Source organism: Curvibacter microcysteis (assembly GCF_028649455.1).
GTDB classification, from domain to species: Bacteria; Pseudomonadota; Gammaproteobacteria; order Burkholderiales; family Burkholderiaceae_C; genus Curvibacter; species Curvibacter microcysteis.
This window is the reverse complement of sequence record NZ_JAQSIO010000002.1, coordinates 472,795-489,747: the sequence shown is the minus strand read 5'-3', so window position 1 is coordinate 489,747 and position 16,953 is coordinate 472,795. Positions and strand designations below refer to the sequence as shown.

16 protein-coding genes are annotated in these 16,953 nt (G+C 63.6%); 11 read left to right on the top strand and 5 right to left on the bottom strand.

Annotated features, from left to right (window positions below):
- Positions 1-34: 34 nt before the first annotated feature.
- Complete coding sequence (locus PSQ39_RS07495) at positions 35-1,807, bottom strand: acetolactate synthase 3 catalytic subunit (RefSeq protein ID WP_273926080.1); 1,773 nt, start codon at positions 1,805-1,807, stop codon at positions 35-37.
- A 286-nt stretch (positions 1,808-2,093) separates the two neighbouring features.
- Between PSQ39_RS07495 and PSQ39_RS07490 the strand changes: the two genes are divergently transcribed.
- The 6 genes from PSQ39_RS07490 to PSQ39_RS07465 are packed head-to-tail and all read left to right on the top strand — an operon-like array spanning position 2,094 to position 5,490.
- Positions 2,094-2,660: an RNA polymerase sigma factor gene (locus PSQ39_RS07490; RefSeq protein ID WP_273926079.1), complete on the top strand. Its 567-nt coding sequence runs from the start codon at positions 2,094-2,096 to the stop codon at positions 2,658-2,660.
- On the top strand, positions 2,657-3,106 hold the full coding sequence (locus PSQ39_RS07485; protein WP_273926078.1) for a DUF3619 family protein: 450 nt from the start codon (positions 2,657-2,659) through the stop codon (positions 3,104-3,106). The genes PSQ39_RS07490 and PSQ39_RS07485 overlap by 4 nt, the downstream gene beginning before the upstream one ends.
- Positions 3,103-3,903, top strand: a complete 801-nt coding sequence (locus PSQ39_RS07480; protein ID WP_273926077.1) for a DUF3106 domain-containing protein — start codon at positions 3,103-3,105, stop codon at positions 3,901-3,903. The genes PSQ39_RS07485 and PSQ39_RS07480 overlap by 4 nt, the downstream gene beginning before the upstream one ends.
- A 20-nt stretch (positions 3,904-3,923) precedes the next feature.
- Complete coding sequence (locus PSQ39_RS07475; protein WP_409242009.1) at positions 3,924-4,463, top strand: RDD family protein; 540 nt, start codon at positions 3,924-3,926, stop codon at positions 4,461-4,463.
- A 20-nt stretch (positions 4,464-4,483) separates the two neighbouring features.
- Positions 4,484-4,900: a diacylglycerol kinase gene (locus PSQ39_RS07470; RefSeq protein WP_273926075.1), complete on the top strand. Its 417-nt coding sequence runs from the start codon at positions 4,484-4,486 to the stop codon at positions 4,898-4,900.
- The gene (locus PSQ39_RS07465; protein WP_273926074.1) at positions 4,897-5,490 is read left to right on the top strand and encodes an LOG family protein; all 594 of its coding nucleotides are present in this window, start codon (positions 4,897-4,899) and stop codon (positions 5,488-5,490) included. The genes PSQ39_RS07470 and PSQ39_RS07465 overlap by 4 nt, the downstream gene beginning before the upstream one ends.
- A 107-nt stretch (positions 5,491-5,597) precedes the next feature.
- Here the strand turns inward: PSQ39_RS07465 and PSQ39_RS07460 are convergent, their stop codons facing one another.
- Positions 5,598-5,936, bottom strand: a complete 339-nt coding sequence (locus tag PSQ39_RS07460) for a P-II family nitrogen regulator (protein WP_273926073.1) — start codon at positions 5,934-5,936, stop codon at positions 5,598-5,600.
- 49 nt (positions 5,937-5,985) lie between these two features.
- Positions 5,986-7,659, bottom strand: a complete 1,674-nt coding sequence (locus PSQ39_RS07455; RefSeq protein ID WP_273926072.1) for an NAD+ synthase — start codon at positions 7,657-7,659, stop codon at positions 5,986-5,988.
- A gap of 93 nt (positions 7,660-7,752) precedes the next feature.
- Here PSQ39_RS07455 and PSQ39_RS07450 point away from each other — a divergent pair, with 93 nt between their 5' ends.
- Positions 7,753-8,925, top strand: a complete 1,173-nt coding sequence (locus PSQ39_RS07450) for a GNAT family N-acetyltransferase (RefSeq protein ID WP_273926071.1) — start codon at positions 7,753-7,755, stop codon at positions 8,923-8,925.
- Between the two features lie 100 nt (positions 8,926-9,025).
- Here PSQ39_RS07450 and PSQ39_RS07445 read toward each other — a convergent pair whose 3' ends face one another.
- Both PSQ39_RS07445 and ppa read right to left on the bottom strand, forming a co-directional pair.
- Positions 9,026-10,807: a methyl-accepting chemotaxis protein gene (locus tag PSQ39_RS07445; protein ID WP_273926069.1), complete on the bottom strand. Its 1,782-nt coding sequence runs from the start codon at positions 10,805-10,807 to the stop codon at positions 9,026-9,028.
- A gap of 362 nt (positions 10,808-11,169) precedes the next feature.
- Positions 11,170-11,703, bottom strand: a complete 534-nt coding sequence (ppa, locus tag PSQ39_RS07440) for an inorganic diphosphatase (RefSeq protein ID WP_273926068.1) — start codon at positions 11,701-11,703, stop codon at positions 11,170-11,172.
- A gap of 256 nt (positions 11,704-11,959) precedes the next feature.
- Between ppa and PSQ39_RS07435 the strand changes: the two genes are divergently transcribed.
- Genes PSQ39_RS07435 through PSQ39_RS07420 form a run of 4 tightly spaced genes read left to right on the top strand, consistent with a single transcriptional unit; the run spans position 11,960 to position 16,777 of the window.
- Positions 11,960-13,357: a TolC family protein gene (locus PSQ39_RS07435; RefSeq protein WP_273926067.1), complete on the top strand. Its 1,398-nt coding sequence runs from the start codon at positions 11,960-11,962 to the stop codon at positions 13,355-13,357.
- On the top strand, positions 13,354-14,340 hold the full coding sequence (locus tag PSQ39_RS07430; RefSeq protein ID WP_273926066.1) for an HlyD family secretion protein: 987 nt from the start codon (positions 13,354-13,356) through the stop codon (positions 14,338-14,340). The genes PSQ39_RS07435 and PSQ39_RS07430 overlap by 4 nt, the downstream gene beginning before the upstream one ends.
- 11 nt (positions 14,341-14,351) lie before the next feature.
- On the top strand, positions 14,352-15,578 hold the full coding sequence (locus tag PSQ39_RS07425) for an ABC transporter permease (protein ID WP_273926065.1): 1,227 nt from the start codon (positions 14,352-14,354) through the stop codon (positions 15,576-15,578).
- On the top strand, positions 15,575-16,777 hold the full coding sequence (locus PSQ39_RS07420) for an ABC transporter permease (protein ID WP_273926064.1): 1,203 nt from the start codon (positions 15,575-15,577) through the stop codon (positions 16,775-16,777). Before PSQ39_RS07425 ends, PSQ39_RS07420 begins: the two co-directional genes overlap by 4 nt.
- Positions 16,778-16,953 lie beyond the last annotated feature (176 nt).

The window sequence follows — 16,953 nt, the reverse complement described above, 5'->3', positions numbered from 1 at the left end:
GCGCGCCACTCCGATGGAGCAGCGGCTTCGCGTGTCAGAGGTCTTCCGACCCCAGCAGCATTTCGGTGATGCCCTTGCCGGCCTGCACCATCGGGAACACGTTCTCGGTGGGATCCGTGCGGAAGTCCATGAACACCGTGCGGTCCTTGAGCTTGCGAGCCTCACGCAGCGCGGGCTCCACATCTTCAGGACGTTCGATCAACATGCCAACGTGGCCATAGGCTTCCGCCAGCTTGACGAAGTTGGGCAAGGCGTCCATGTAGCTGTGGCTGTAGCGGCCCGAGTACTCAATCTCTTGCCACTGACGCACCATGCCCAAGTAACGGTTGTTCAAAGCGCAGATCTTGATCGGCGTGTTGTACTGCAAGCAAGTGGACAGCTCTTGGATGTTCATCTGAACCGAGCCTTCGCCCGTGATGCAGAACACTTCGCTGTCGGGCTTGGCCAGCTTTATGCCCATGGCGTAGGGAATGCCCACACCCATGGTGCCCAGACCACCGGAATTGATCCAGCGGCGTGGCTCGTCAAAGCGGTAGTACTGCGCAGCCCACATCTGATGCTGGCCCACATCCGAGGTGATGTAGGTGTCGGCGTCGCGGGTCATGTTCCAAAGCGTCTCGACCACGTACTGAGGCTTGATGACTTCGCCATTGCCATGGTCGTACTTCAGGCAGTCGCGCTTGCGCCAACCTTCAATCGTGTCCCACCAGGCGCCGAGGGCCGAGGCGTCCGGACGCTGGCTGCCTTCACGGATCATGCTGATCAACTCCCCCAGGACATCCTTGACATCACCAACGATCGGGATATCAACTTTGACGCGCTTGGAGATGCTCGACGGATCGATGTCGATGTGGATGATCTTGCGTTCGTTTTGCGCGAAGTGCTTGGGATTGCCAATCACGCGGTCATCGAAACGGGCCCCCACCGCCAGCAGCACATCACAGTTCTGCATGGCATTGTTGGCCTCAACCGTGCCGTGCATGCCCAGCATGCCCAGGAACTTGCGGTCAGATGCGGGGAAGGCACCCAGACCCATCAAGGTGTTGGTGACTGGGTAGCCAAGCAGTTCGACCAGCGTGCGCAGTTCTTGGGTGGCATTGCCCAGCAAGACACCACCGCCGGTGTAGATGTAGGGACGCTTGGCAGTCAACAACAGTTGCAGAGCCTTGCGGATCTGACCGCCATGGCCCTTGCGCACCGGGTTGTAGGAACGCATTTCCACCGACTCGGGGTAGCCGGTGTAAGGAATCTTCTTAAAGGAAACGTCTTTGGGCACATCCACCACCACCGGGCCCGGGCGGCCACTGCGGGCGATGTGGAACGCTTTCTTGAGCGTCATGGCCAGATCGCGCGGATCTTTGACCAGGAAGTTGTGCTTGACAATCGGACGGGTGATACCGACGGTGTCACACTCCTGAAACGCATCCAGCCCGATGGCTGCAGTCGGCACCTGGCCGCTGATGATCACCATCGGGATGCTGTCCATGTACGCCGTGGCAATACCGGTCACAGCATTGGTCAGGCCAGGACCCGAAGTCACAAGCGCCACACCCACATCACCCGTTGCTCGGGCATAGCCATCGGCCGCATGCACAGCCGCCTGCTCGTGGCGCACCAGCACGTGCTGAATGGTGTCTTGTTTGTAGAGTGCGTCGTAGATGTAGAGCACCGCACCACCAGGGTAGCCCCAGATGTACTTGACACCTTCGGCTTGCAAGCCCTTGATGAGAATTTCAGAGCCCATCAACTCTTGAGTGGGCGAAGCCGCTGCTGCGGCGGAGGCCAGTTCGGCCTTAGACACTTCCATGATCAACCTTTGTGAATTTCTCTGACGAAAAACCTTGGGTGCCCCTTCCCGAACTCTTGTGGAGCCGCGTTGGAACTTAGGACCACAGCCATGGGCGCACTGATTCTTGCGCCGGACGGTGACCCGTTTGCCGTTAATTTGCTTCTCTATTATCGCATCCGCAACACGGAAATAACGCAGTGCAGCAAAAATTTAGAGCTCAGGGTGCCATAATCCGCGCCGAACGACCTGTTTCGGCAGCAGTCACCCCTACGACACAACGCATGGTCCTCATGCCCGAGCCCACTTGGCCACCGAACAAGAACTATCGGATTTCCTGAAGAATGTGGAAAAGCGCGCCTTCAAACGCTCGCTGTACCACGTTCGCAATGAGGAAGCGGCGCTCGACATCGTCCAAGACAGCATGATGAAGCTCGCCGAGCATTACGGCGACAAACCGGCGGGCGAGTTGCCCATGCTGTTTCAACGCATCCTGTCGAACTGCACTCTCGATTGGTTTCGCCGGCAAAAAACGCGCAACGCGCTGTTCAGCAGCCTGAGTGACTTCGAAGGAGCCGGTGACGAAGGTGATTTCGATTTGCTGGAAACTTTTCGCGGCTCTGACCCCTCAGAGCAGACGGAGAGCGCCGAAGACACCACCCGACGGGCACAAATCTTGCGCGCCATCGAAAATGAAATACAAGAGTTGCCAGCACGTCAACGAGAAGCCTTCCTCATGCGTTACTGGGAGGAAATGGACGTTGCAGAAACTGCTGCGGCCATGGGCTGCTCAGAAGGCAGCGTGAAAACACACTGCTCCAGAGCTGTTCAAGCGCTGGGGCGAGCACTGAAGGCAAAGGGATTACAACCATGAAAACATTGCTGCAACACCCCCCTTCGCTGATGGCCGCTGAAGACATACTGGGCCGTCGCATCGCAGCTCGGCTGGACGCCAGCACCCAAGAACTGCCCTATGACGTTTCTGAGCGCCTGCGAGCTGCCCGCATGCAAGCCCTGGCCAAACGCAAGGCCGTCGCGGTTCACGCCGCACCTGCGGTGGTCCAAACCGGCGGCGGTGTCGCAGCGCTGAATTTCGGCGGTGGCGACGGATTTGGGCTCTGGGGTCGACTGGCTTCAGCCATCCCCCTGCTGGCACTGGTGGCTGGGCTGTTTGTGATTCAGAATGTCTTAGATGACGACCGCGTCAACGAAATTGCAGAAGTCGACGCCGCCTTGCTCACCGATGATCTGCCGCCCCAAGCCTATGCAGATCCGGGCTTTCTTCAATTCCTGAAAACCCAAGCCTCCGAAGTCCGTTGAACTTTCGCCACATGCCCCTGGAAATCCGGCTGTCATCCGTCTCTCGGCGTCCATGCTTCGCAAGCTGTTTGGGTTCGGCGTTGCTATGGGCGGCCGCGACGACGGCGGCTTGGGCACAGGCTGGCACGACCGGCACGCCAACTGAAGAGAGCCAAGCGGCAGAGCACAGCCAACCACCACTTGGAGCCACCTCTGGGGGGCAAGCGCCCTCTGCCCAAGTCGAGCCCAACAAAGCGCCCAAGACGGTTGCCAAACCGGTCGTGACGATCAGTCGCCCCCACTGGAATGAACTGACCCGGCGTCAGCAGGAGGCGCTGGAACCCCTGTCATCGCGCTGGGATCAACTCAGCGAGGCACACAAGCGCAAGTGGATTGCCCTGTCTCACAACTATCGCAGCCTCTCTGACGATGAGAAGGAGAAGCTGCACAGCCGCATGACGGAATGGGTCACGCTGACGGTGCAAGAGCGCGTCCAAGCTCGCCTGAATTACGCCCAAACCAACCAGCTGGCACCAGACAACAAAAAGGCCCAGTGGGAGGCCTACCAAGCCTTGAGCGATGAAGAGCGGCAAAAACTGGTCAGCCAAGCACCGGCGCATCCGGTCGGCGCAGCTACACCGGTCAAGCCCGTGCCGCCGCAAAAGCTGACCCAATTGCCGCCCCCTAAGACCGATACCCGCCAGTCGGGCAAGATTCAAACCGGCCCTCATCACGTCGACATGCACACCTTGCTGCCACAAGCCACAGTGGCTGCCAGGAGCACGGCTACCGCGGCCACCCCGTCCAGCAAGCCTTGAGCCCAGGCTCCAATGAAACGATGGCCCCGCCCGGCGTGACCTCCCCATCCATTCCAAAGTCCCCTGCAGTGACTGACCTGACCGCCCCCGCCATCAAACGGCGCATGGCCTGTTGGCTGTACGAGGGCATGCTGATGTTCGGCGTGGTGTTCATCTCGGGCTATTTATTCAGCACGCTGAGCCAGACCCGGCATGCACTGGACAACCGACATGCCTTGCAGGCCTTCTTGTTTGTGGTGTTCGGTATCTACTTCACCTGGTTCTGGGCCAAAGGCCAAACACTGGCCATGAAAACCTGGAACATCCGAGTGGTCGACCGCCAAGGCCTTGCCATCAGTCAAACCCGCGCCCTGGGTCGTTATGCGCTGAGCTGGGTCTGGCTGATCCCCCCCTTGGGTGCGGTTGCACCGTTCAACCTCAGCGTGGGTGAAATTGCCGTCATCGTGCTGGGCTGGGTGGCGGTCTGGGCACTGCTGAGCCGCTTTCACCCCCAAGGTCAGTTTTGGCACGATGCCTGGGCCGGAACGCGGCTGGTGCACTCCGAGCCCCTGAGCCGCTGAGGCCAGATCCCAGCGAGCACATGGACTCGACTCCATCGACCCGACCCAACACGGGCTCAGACGCTCCCAAGCCTCTCAAGCGCCGTGGACTGAAGCGACTTTGGCACGCTGCGGGCTACTCCCTGGCAGGGCTCAAAGCCGGCTGGTACGAGCCCGCATTCAGACAGGAAGCGATAGCTTCTGCGCTCTTGTTGCCACTGGCCTGTTGGCTGGGCCAGAACTGGGTGGAGCGCAGCCTGCTGGTTGGGGTGGTCTTGCTGGTCATGCTGGTCGAGTTGCTCAACACGGGCATAGAAACCGCCATTGACCGCATTGGTCCCGAGTGGCACAGCCTGTCCAAGCGCGCCAAGGACATGGGCAGTGCCGCCGTGCTGCTCAGCCTTCTGCTGGCGTTCTTCACCTGGGCTGGTGCCCTTTGGAATCGATTTTTGACATGACTCAACCTGCCTTTTCATTGGCCGTTTACTGCGGCTCCCGTCCTGGAGTGGACCCAGACTTCGCTGCTTGCGCCACGGCCGTGGGCCACTGGATCGGCCGGCATGGCGGCCAACTCGTCTATGGGGGGGGCAACAACGGGCTCATGGGCTTGGTGGCGCAGGCCACACAAGAAGCGGGAGGGCGGGTGCTTGGCGTGATTCCGACCGCGCTGGTGGAGCGCGAATTCGCCAACAAGGATTGCGACGAATTGCACATCGTTGACAACATGCACCAACGCAAAGCCATGATGGCCGAACGAGCCGACGCTTTCTTGGCCATCCCCGGCGGCATCGGCACCCTCGAAGAGCTGTTCGAGGTTTGGACGTGGCGTCAGCTGGGTTACCACGACAAGCCGATTGGCCTGCTCAACCTGAACGGCTACTACACCCAACTGCTGGATTTTCTGAACACCAGCGTGGCCAGCGGCTTCATGAGCGAGTGGCAAATGTCGCTGATCCAGAGCGGCCCTGACGCCGGTGCATTACTCCCTCAACTGATTCAAAGAGCCGGCCTGAGCCATCAAAGCCCCTTGCTGGCCAGCCAGCTCTGACACTTTGAGCGGATGGGATGACTGCACCGCCCCATTCCGGCAAGCCAAATAAAAAAGCGCGACAGCCCTGCATGGGCCACCGCGCCATTGAACCTGGCAGGTGAAGCTCAGACTGCCGATTCGTCTTGTTCACCGGTGCGAATGCGCACCACGCGCTCCACGGCGGTGATGAAAATCTTGCCATCACCGATTTTGCCGGTGCGGGCCACACGCACGATGGCGTCCACGCAGCGGTCCACGTCATCGCCCTTGACCACGACCTCGATCTTCACCTTGGGCAAAAAGTCCACCACGTACTCGGCACCGCGGTACAGCTCAGTGTGGCCTTTTTGACGGCCAAAACCCTTGACCTCGGTGACGGTCAGGCCGGTCACGCCGCATTCGGCCAAGGCTTCGCGAACCTCTTCCAGCTTGAACGGCTTGATGATGGCGGTGATCTGTTTCATGGGTTGAATGCTCCTTTTCGTGAATCTGGACTCGGTTGAGGCAAAACCCTCAAGCTCGGAATCGGCTGGTGATAGGGTAACGCCAATCTTTGCCGAAACTGCGGTGGGTCACACGAATCCCCACCGGGGATTGGCGCCGTTTGTACTCGTTGATCTTGATCAGCCGGGTCACACGCTCCACATCGGCACGTTCGAAGCCATCGGCCACCAAAGTTTCGATGGACTCATCGTTCTCCATGTAACGCTCGATGATGGCGTCCAGCACCTCGTAGGGCGGCAGACTGTCTTGGTCTTTTTGGTCGGGACGCAACTCGGCACTGGGCGGTCGCGTGATGATGCGCTCTGGAATGGGCTGCTCACCCGTCCCATAAGGGTCGTGGGCATTGCGCCAACGGGCTAAGTCGAACACCACGGTCTTGGCCACGTCCTTGATGACGGCAAACCCGCCGGCCATGTCGCCGTACAAGGTGCAATAGCCCGTGGCCATCTCGCTTTTGTTACCGGTGGTGAGCACGATGGAACCGAACTTGTTCGACAAGGCCATCAGCAACGTGCCCCGGATGCGGGCCTGGATGTTTTCCTCGGTCGTGTCCTCGGCCAGGCCGACAAAGTCGCCCGCCAGCGAGGCCTTGAAAGCCTCGAACTCCGGCACGATGGAGATCTCGTCATAGCGCACCCCCAGGCGTTGCGCCATGTCGCGCGCATCAATCCAAGAGATGTCGGCCGTGTAGGGCGATGGCATCATCACCGTGCGCACCTTGGCGGCGCCCAGGGCGTCCACGGCGATCGCCAGCACCAAGGCGGAATCAATGCCCCCCGACAAACCCAGCAGCACGCCCGGGAAACCATTCTTGCCCACATAGTCGCGCACCCCGGTGACCAGCGCGTCCCACAGTTCTGCCTGGGGGGACGGCGCCTCAAGGCTGGCGCCCGTCTGGGCATCAAACACCAGCCCCTGTGGCTGGCGCTGAAGCTGCAAGGTCGACAAGGCTTCACGGAAGCTGGGCGCCTGCGCGGCCAGCACGCCATTGGCCTGCAACGCAAAGGAGGCGCCATCAAACACCACCTCATCCTGCCCACCCACCAAATGGGCGTAGATCAGGGGCAAATCGACGTTGCGAGCGCATGTGGCCATGCGCTGCAAACGCTCCGCCGACTTGCCAATGTGGAACGGCGACGCATTGATCACCGCCAGCAACTCTGCTCCTGCCTCACGACTAGTGCGGGCGGGCGCATCAAACCAGGCGTCTTCGCAAATCAGCAGCCCCACGCGCACACCCTCCACCTCGAACACGCAAGGCTGATCGCCCGGCGTGAAGTAGCGGCGTTCATCGAACACTTGGTAGTTGGGCAGCTCGCGCTTGCGGTAGGTGGCCAGCACTTCGCCCTCGCGGAGCACGCTGGCCGCATTGAAGCGGCGCGAGATCGACACCGAGCGCGCACGCTCATGGTCCCCCAAGGGATGCCCCACCACGACGCACAGCCCCTTTAACCCCGCCAGCGCCTGCGCCACCTGTTTCACGGCATCATCGCAAGCGGCCATGAATGCCGGGCGCAAATACAGATCTTCCGCGGCGTAGCCGCAAATGGACAACTCGGGCGTCAACACCAGCCGCGCGCCTTGGGCGTAGGCGGTTTGCGCTGCATCGATGATCTTGCGGGCATTGCCGGGCATGTCGCCCACGACAAAATTGAGCTGAACGACGCAGATTTGGAGAGTCATGAGAACAGAAATTGCGGTGAAGGCAGGGTCAATACACCAGGGCTGTACCCCAAGCCTGAGCCCTTGGGGCAGCAGGACGAACAGGCCCGGCCCATGAGTTCGAACGATTATCTCATCCGGGTGCAGGACTCGCTGGCAGCGCTGCCGGAGTCCCTTTGGGATGGTTTGTTGGCCCAGCAAGCCCAGCCCACACCTTTTCTGCGCCATGCCTACCTGATGGCCTTGGAGGACAGTGGCAGCGCCGTCCCCGCCACCGGTTGGCTGCCGCAGTTGATCAGCCTGTGGCACGGCGACGCCCTGCAGGCCGCCTGCGTGCTTTATGTCAAAAACCACTCCTATGGCGAGTACGTTTTCGACTGGGCCTGGGCCCAGGCTTACCAGCAACATGGTCTGAACTACTACCCCAAAGCGGTGCTGGCGGTGCCTTTCACCCCTGTGCCGGGCGCACGCTTGCTGGCGGTGGACGCCGCAGCGCGCGAGGCCCTGCTGGGCGCGGTGCTGACCCATTGCGAGAAACTGCAGCTGTCCTCCCTGCACCTGCTGTTCGGCAGCCAGGACGATTTGCAGGCCTGCGCTGCCTTGGGCCTGATGCAGCGCCACACTGTGCAGTTCCACTGGGATAACCGTGCCTACCGCGACTTCGACGATTTTCTATCGCAACTCAACCAGGAAAAGCGCAAGAAAATCCGCCAAGAGCGGCGCAAGGTCGAGCAAGCCGGCGTGCGCTTTCGCTGGGCGCAAGGGTCGGACATCTCAGAGGCCGACTGGGACTTTTTCTACCGCTGCTACGAGCGCACCTACTTGGAACATGGCAACCCGCCCTACCTGAGCCGCGCCTTCTTTGCCGCCCAGGCGCTGCACCAAAGCGAGTCCTGGCTTTTGTTCATCGCCGAGCGCGATGGCCAGGCCATGGCCAGCAGTCTGATTGCCCTGCAAACTGCCTCCGACGCCCAAGGCCGCCTCGTGCGCACCGCCTATGGCCGCTACTGGGGGGCCCTGGAGCGCGTGGATTGCCTGCACTTCGAAGCCTGTTATTACCAGCCGCTGGCCTGGTGCATTGACCAGGGCTATGACCGCTTTGAAGGTGGCGCCCAAGGCGAACACAAAATGGCCCGGGCCCTGATGCCGGTCAACACCCACAGCGCCCACTGGCTGGCGCACCCGGCCTTCGCGGACGCCGTTCAACGCTTTCTGGAGCGCGAAGGCGAAGGCATCCAGAATTACCTGGAGGACTTGCGCGCGCACAGCCCCTTCAAGGCGGGCTGAGCCCAGCAGCCGCCCCCCGCAAAAACGTCACCGGGTTGGAGGAGACCGCCCTGCGAGCGCCCAGGGACGCCAAGCCAGGTCGTCTCACAGGCGCTATCGCTTAAAAACTTTCCCAATCCCCCTCACTGCCGCCCGAGGCTTTGCTGGCCACCGATGCAGAAGGTGCAGGGGCGTGAGCCTTGGGTGCGCTCAGACTGGGCGCTGGGCTTTGGCTGGACGCGGGCTTGGCATGGGACACGGCCGGGGTGGGTCGAGCCGAAGGCGCCCCCACGGCAGGCGCGCTGCGGTGCACAGGAGCTGCCACAGGGCGCGACGGAGATGCCGTGGCCATGGCATCACCCGCCAAGCGGAACACCGCCACCGCGCGCACCAAGTCCTGGGCTTGGGTGGTCAACGCGCCAGCCGCGGCCGCCGACTGCTCCACCAAGGCCGCGTTTTGCTGCGTGGCCTGGTCCATCTGCGTCACCGCTTCGCCCACTTGTGACACACCCGCGCTTTGCTCGGAACTGGCCGCGCTGATCTCGCCCATGATGTCGGTCACGCGGCGGATGGCGCTCACCACCTCGGTCATGGTGGTCCCCGCCCGGTCCACCAAGGCGGTGCCCTGTTCAACCCGCTCCACGCTGGCGCCGATCAAAGTCTTGATCTCCCGCGCTGCTTCGGCGCTGCGCCCAGCCAGGCTGCGCACCTCGCTGGCCACCACCGCGAAACCCCGGCCTTGTTCACCAGCGCGGGCCGCTTCCACGGCCGCATTCAGGGCCAGGATGTTGGTCTGGAAGGCGATGCCATCGATCACGCCGATGATGTCGGCGATCTTGCGCGAGCTGTCGTTGATGCCCTTCATGGTGCTGACCACCTCGGCCACCACCTCGCCCCCCTGGGTGGCGACGTTGGAGGCGTTCAGCGCCAGTTGGTTGGCCGAGCGCGCGTTGTCCGCGTTTTGCTTGACCGTGGAGCCCAGCTCTTCCATCGATGCGGCGGTCTCTTCGAGTGCAGAAGCCTGCTGCTCGGTGCGGGCGGACAGGTCGTTGTTGCCTTGGGCGATCTCATGGCTGGCCGTGGCCACGCCGTCAGCGCTGCGCCGCACGCCCGAGACCACCTCGGCCAAACTGCTGCGCATGTCCTCCAGGGCTTGCAACAGCTCGCCCACCTCATCGCGCCCTTGCACAGGCACGGGTTGAGAGAGGTTGCCGGCCGCGATGTCGCGCGCCACCCGCACCGCTTCGGCCAGCGGTGCTTTGATCATGTTGGTGATGATCCAGCCCAGCAAAGAGGCCGTGATCACCACAAACACCAGCACAGCAATCAACAAGGTCCGTGAACTGGTGAATGACGCTTCGGCACTGATGCTGGCCTCTTTGGCCCCCTCTTCATTGAGCTGGGCCAGCTTCTCGATGGCGTCCACCAAACTCAGGAATGACGCTTCGGACTCGCCTTCGTAGTACTGCAGGGTCGCCGCCATGTTGCCGGAATTGGCAAAGTTCAAAAGCCGCGTCTGGCTCGCGAAAAACGCATCGCGCTGTGACTTGTATTGGTTGAACAACTCAGTTTCACGGCCAGCAGTGACCATGGGTGCATAGACGCCCTCTTGCTTCAGAAACAGGACTTTGGTGTCCGCCGCCGCCTTGGTCTGAGTTTCCAGGTCAAGGGGCGATGCGGCCGACGCCATGCGCCCTTCGGAGCGCCGCAAACGGTTCAAGGAGATGCGCATATCCCCCAGCACTTTGACGCTGGGGAGCCAATTGGTCGCAATGTCCTGGGTATTGGCGTTGATGCGGGACAGTTGGACCAAGGCCACCCCCCCGATCAGCACGGTGGCCAGCACCAGCAAAAGAAAGGAAAAGCCCAGCTTGTAGCCGATGCGCAAATCACGGAAAGACATAAAACCCCCACAGGTCATGCATTTTGAAATCGACCAGCGTCAAGTCAGCCTCCCCAGGGTGTCTTCGCACCTCTGTCAAACCTGCCGCCCCCTCGGGCCTCTAAGTTGATTGAATTGTCACTGAAACAAACCTTAACAATTCAAATGACGAGTTTAAAAGCAAAAAACTGCTTCAAAAGAATTGGTTCGCTAACCAACCAGCGCAGCAGTTTGCGCCCGTCCATTGACGCCAGCCTGACCAGCGCTGACGCCAAACCGGCCATGCAGGGGCAGACGAAAAAAAGGCCCCAAACGCCGTTCGCGTGGAGCCTTTTGTGCGGGGCGCCCGGGCCTGAGCGGCCCGCAGCGCCTCAGCCAGCCATTCAAGCCGCCTTGTTGTAGTTGGCAATGCCGTCCAGGATTTCTTGCTTGGCGGCGTCGACGCCGTCCCAGCCCAAGACCTTGACCCACTTGCCCGGTTCCAGGTCCTTGTAGTGCTCAAAGAAGTGAGCGATCTGCTTCAGGCGCAGGGGGTTGATGTCTTCCGGCTTTTGCCAGTGGGTGTAGATCGGCAGGATCTTGTCGGTGGGCACTGCCAGCACCTTGCCGTCCACGCCGCCTTCGTCTTCCATCTTCAGAATGCCGATGGGGCGGCAAGTCACCACCACGCCAGGGATCAGCGGGAAGGGGGTGATCACCAGCACGTCCACCGGGTCGCCATCACCGCTGATGGTTTGCGGCACATAGCCGTAGTTGGTGGGGTAGTGCATGGCCGTGCCCATGAAACGGTCCACAAAAATGGCGCCGGATTCCTTGTCCACCTCGTACTTGATCGGGTCGGCGTTCATCGGAATTTCGATGACCACGTTGAAGGCGTCGGGGGCATTCTTGCCAGCAGTGACTTTGTCGAGAGCCATGTTGAATCTGATTTTGGTTAAGGTTTATCGAAAGGATCAGGCCAGTAGCCAGCCGGATTAAGACAGATTTTACTTTCGTGAGCCTTGCTCACTGCGGTGCAGCGCAGGTATTTGGCCAGCAGCCGCACAGATCCACCGGCCATACACGGCAGCGCAGTGAATCCCAGCCACCGAGACACAGCTTGCGCACCGGGGTTTGAATGTAAAAAGACGTTACATTCAGCCCCATCCCGTTGCCGACCCAAACGTGCTGCCCATGAAACCTCTTCTTTTGCTGCTGGCTGGATGCGCGGCCTGCAGCCCTCTTGCGGCCCAAGCGGAGTCCCTGAGCTACGAGCAGGCCTGGCAGCAACTGCAAAGCCGATCGGACAGCCTGGCTGCGGCGCGCGCCGGCCTCGAAAGCAAGCGCCTGCAGCGCGAAGGCCTGAAGGGCCTGGGCGGACCGGTGGTGAGCTTCAACAGCAGCGCCTACGCTTACAACGCCAACCTCAACCTCGACCTGGGCCACATCAACCAGCAACTGGGTCAGCTCGCCCAGGGCCTGTCGGGGGCTCTGTCGGCCTTGCGCATTCCCAGCACCGCGCTTCAGTTGCCGTCCAGCTATGCATTTCAGCGCCACGCTACGGGCACCACGGCATCGGTGTCGGCCCTGTGGCCGCTCTACATGGGCGGCTTGGGTGACGCCACACGCGGCCTGATCGGGGCCCAGGCCCAGGAGGCCCAGGCCGATGCCGACAAGACCCAGCAGGACGTCGCCACCCAGCTGGTGCAGCGCTACTTCGGCGCCCAGCTCGCGCTGCGTGCGGCTTGGCTGCGCCAGCAAGCCCAGCGCACCCTGGAGCAGCACGACCAGGCCGCCGGGCGCATGATGGCCGCCGGCGTGATCTCCCGTGTCGAGCGTCTGCAAGCCAGCGTGGCCCTGGAAGACGCACGGCGCCAAGCCCTCAAGGCCCAGGACGACGCCGAACTGGCCGCCACCGCCCTGGCCCGAACCGTGCGCGCAGAGGGCCAGGTGAGCCCGAGCACGGCCTTGTTTGTGTTGACTCAGCCCTTGGAGCCACTGAGCCACTTCCAAGAGGCCGCCCTGCGCCTGCACCCGGGCTTGAACAAAGTCGCGGCCAAGAAGGCCCAGGCCGAGCAACTGCACCAAGGCGAAGAGGCCTTGCGCAAGCCCCAGGTCTTCGCCTTTGGCTCGCGGGAACTGCGCAGTGGCAATGCCGATTGGGTCGCGGGCGTGGGCCTGCGCTGGACCCTGTACGACGCGGTGGACCGCAACACCCTGGCCGCCGCCTCGCTCAAGCAAATCGAGCAGGCCGAGCACAGCGACGCCCAGGCGCGCAGCGACATTGCCTTGCTGGTCGAGCAAAACTGGCGTGCGGTCGAACAAGCGCGCCGCCACTTCGTGGCCAGCCAGCCCAGCTTGGAACTCGGGCGCGAGGTGTTGCGCCTGCGCCAGGCCGGACTGCAGCAAGGCACCAGCACGACGCTGGACCTGATGGACGCCCAAACCCGCCTGACCCAGGCAGAAACCGAACAGGCCCAAGCGGCCAACGACTACGTGCAAGCCCTGGCCCGGCTGCTGCAAAGCTGCGGCCTGGGCCAGGATTTCAGCCGCTACCTGGCGCGCGCCGATGTGAAAGTGCCCACCCCATGAACAAAGCCACTGTCCTCACCGTCCCCTTGGTGGCCCTGCTGCTGGCTGGCTTGGGCTACGGCTACTGGAAAGCCGCCCAGCCCCAGCCGGACGTCTTCCAGGGTCAGCTCGAAGCCCGCGAAACCGATGTCGCTGCCAAGGTGCCCGGCCGCATCGCCGAGATGGCCGTCAAAGAAGGCGACACCGTGAAGCCGGGCAGCCTGCTCATGCGCATGGACAGCCCTGAGGTCAACGCCAAACTGAGCCAGGCGCAGGCCGCGTCCGACGCCGCCCAGGCCGTGGCCAGCAAGGCCGAACAAGGTGCGCGGCCGCAAGAGATCGAGATGGCACGCCTGAACTGGCAACGCGCCCAGACGGCGGCTGACCTCGCCGCCATCTCCTTCCAGCGGGTCGACCACCTGGCCAGTGACGGCCTGGTGGCGGCGCAAAAGCGCGATGAGGCCGAGGCCAACTTCAAGGCCTCGCGCGACGCGGCCCTGGCCGCCCGCGCCCAATACGACCTGGCCCGTGCCGGTGCACGCAGCGAAGACCGCTCCGCCGCCCAGGCCCAGGCGCGCCAAGTGGCAGGCGTGGTGGCCGAAGTGCAGGCCGCCAAGGCCGAAACCGAACTGCGCAGCCCCGTGGCCGGCGAAGTGGGCAAAGTGCTGGGCAAGGTCGGTGAGCTGTCGCCCCAGGGCGTGGCCGTGGTCACCGTGGTCGACTTGAATGACCTCTGGGTGGTGCTCAATGTGCGCGAGGACAAACTGCAGCGATTTGCCATCGGCAGCGAATTCGACGCCCGCCTGCCCGCGCTGCGCGGGGACGACGGCCAAACACGGCGCGCCCGCTTCAAAGTGCACTACAGCGCCGCCCTGCCCGACTTCGCCACCTGGCGGGCCACCCGATCGGGCGCTGGCTTTGACGCCCGCACCTTCGAAGTGCGGGCCCGTCCCCTGCAGCCCTTGCCCGGCGCCCGCCCCGGCATGAGCGTCTTGCTGGACTGAGGGCCCAGCCCTTGCCCGCCTCGATGGCAGCCACCGTGTCCGCGCCTGCGCCCCTGGGCTTCGGCGCCCGCTTCGCCCAGGTCTGGTGGCGCGAGGCCGCCCTGCTGCGCCAGCGACCGCTGGACCTGGCCTGGCTGAGCTGGGTGCCCCTGTTGGGCGTGGGCCTGCTGTGGTGGATTTTTTCGGCCGGCCTGCCCACCGCCTTGCCCATTGGCGTGCTGGACCAGGACCACTCGGCCCTGTCGCGTCAAGTGAGCCGGTTTCTGGATGCCGCTCCCGGCCTGCAGCTGGCCGCCCAGTACGAGAACGAAGCCGAGGTCGAGCGCGCCTTGCGGCGCGGCGAGGTGCATGCGGTGCTGCTGATCCCGCCCACGCTGAGCCGCGACATCAAACGGGGGCAGCGCGCCCAGCTCACCCTGCTGCACAACGCCCAGTTGGGCACCCACTCGGGGCTGATCCAAAAAGAAGTCCGCACCGTGGTCGGCACGCTGGGCGCGGGCATCGAACTCAGCAGCCGCACCAAGCGCGGCGAGACCAGCCCAGCCGCGCGCGCCCACCTGGAGCCCCTGCGGGTGGGCGGCCTGACCTTGTTCAACACCTCACTCGATTACGAGCGCTACTTGGCGGCGGCCTTGATCCCCGCCCTGCTGCACATCCTGGCCATGACGGCGGGGGCCTGGGGGGTGGGGCGCGAACTGCGCGACCGCAGTGTGGGCGACTGGCTGCCGGCGGGCAGCTCCTGGGCACAAGCGCTGGCCGCGCTGCTGGGCAAGCTGGCCTGGCCCGCGCTGAGCCTGGGCCTGTTGGCCGCCGTCACCTGGCTGGGTCTGACCGCGGGCCGGGGCTGGTCCGTGCCAGGATCGCTGCTGGGCAGCTTGTTCGCCTTGGAAGTGTTCTTGGGCCTGTCCGTGCTGATGGGCGCGCTGGCCGCGCTGGCCACGCGCTCCTTGCGCACCGCCCTGTCCGCCACCGGCTTCATCACGGCCCCGGCCTTTGCCTTCAGCGGGGTGGGCTTTCCCTTGCTGGCCATGCCACCGCTGGCCCAAGTCTGGGCTCAGTGCCTGCCCTACACGCACTACATCCGCACCCAGACCGAGCAGCTGCACCTGGGCGCCCCCTGGGCCCTGAGTGCGCCCGCGCCGCTGTGGATGTTGCTGATCAGCCTGCTGATGGCGGCAGGGGCGGCTGCGCTCCTGCGCCGAGTCGCCGCTCGACCCGAGCGTTGGGGGGCCCGATGAGCGATCACGCCACCGCCCCCTTGCCACAGGCCCCCTCGGAACAAGCTGATTTCCTCGGCGCGCTGCGCGCCACCTGGCGCGCCGTGCTGGGCGACCCGGGGGTCTGGCTGCTGCTTCTGGCCGCTCCCCTGATTTATGCGTTCTTCTACCCCTGGCCCTACAGCGAACAAGCCGTGACCCGGGTGCCCGTGGCGGTGGTCGACCTGGACCACAGCAGCCTGAGCCGCCAAATCATCCGCTACGCCCAGGCCAGCCCACGCCTGGATGTGCAACTGGTCACTGGCGACGCCGAGGCGGCCCAACAGGCCTTGTGGCGCGGCGAGGTCCAGGGCATCGCCACCTTGCCCGCTGATCTCAAACGCGATGTGGTGCGCGGCGCGGCCGTGGTGATCCCGGTCGAGGGCAACGGCGCCTACGCCTTGCTCAACAAAGCGGTGCTCTACGGCTTCTCCGAGGCCATCGGCACGGTGTCGGCCGGCATCGAAATCCGCCGCTTGCAAGCTGGCGGCCAAAGTGCGGCCCTGGCCCAACAAAGTCGCAGCCCGCTGGGCTTGCAGTCGGTGGCCTTGTTCAACCCCACCGAGGGCTATGGCAGCTATGTGGTGCCCGCGGTGGCCTTGTTGATCTTGCAACAGACCTTGCTCATGGGCGTGGCCCTGCTGGCGGGCACCTGGGCCGAAGCCGGTCGGCTGCGCGCCAGTGTCAGTGCCTGGGCCGGGCGTTTGCTGGGCGTGTCGGGCTTGGGCTGGATGACGGGCCTGTTCTACCTCGGTTGGATGTGGTGGCTGCAGGACTATCCGCGCGGGCAAAACCCCTGGGGCGGTTTGCTGCTGCTGGGCCTCTACGTTCCTTGTGTTTGTGCCTGCGGCCTGCTGCTGGGCGGCTTGTTGCGGGACCGGGAACGGGCCCTGCAGGTGCTGCTGTTCACGGCCTTGCCCATGGCTTTTCTGTCAGGCTTTTCGTGGCCGGTCGAGGCCTTGCCCGCCCCGCTGCAAGCGCTGCGCTGGCTGCTGCCCAGCACGGCGGGTATCCAGGCCTCGCTGCACCTCAACCAGATGGGCGCCTCATGGCAGGACGTGGCACCCGCCTTGGGCGCCCTGCTGGGCCTGGGCCTGGCGGCTGCGGCCGCCCTGCCCGGCTTGGGTCGGCACACCCGCCCGCCAGCGCCAGAGGCAGCCCCAGCCAGCCGCTCAAAATAATTCACTGCCCCTGTCATCCAAGTGCCTGCGCGCTTCGTTGTGGGTGCATTCCTGGAGAATTTTCATGACTCAGCTTCTCAAACCCGCTCCCCTGACCGCCTGGCCCCATGACGAGCGCGACCGCAAGCGCCACCCCAGCCGAGGCTGATCCTCCCGGCCCTGCAGGCCTCCCAGCC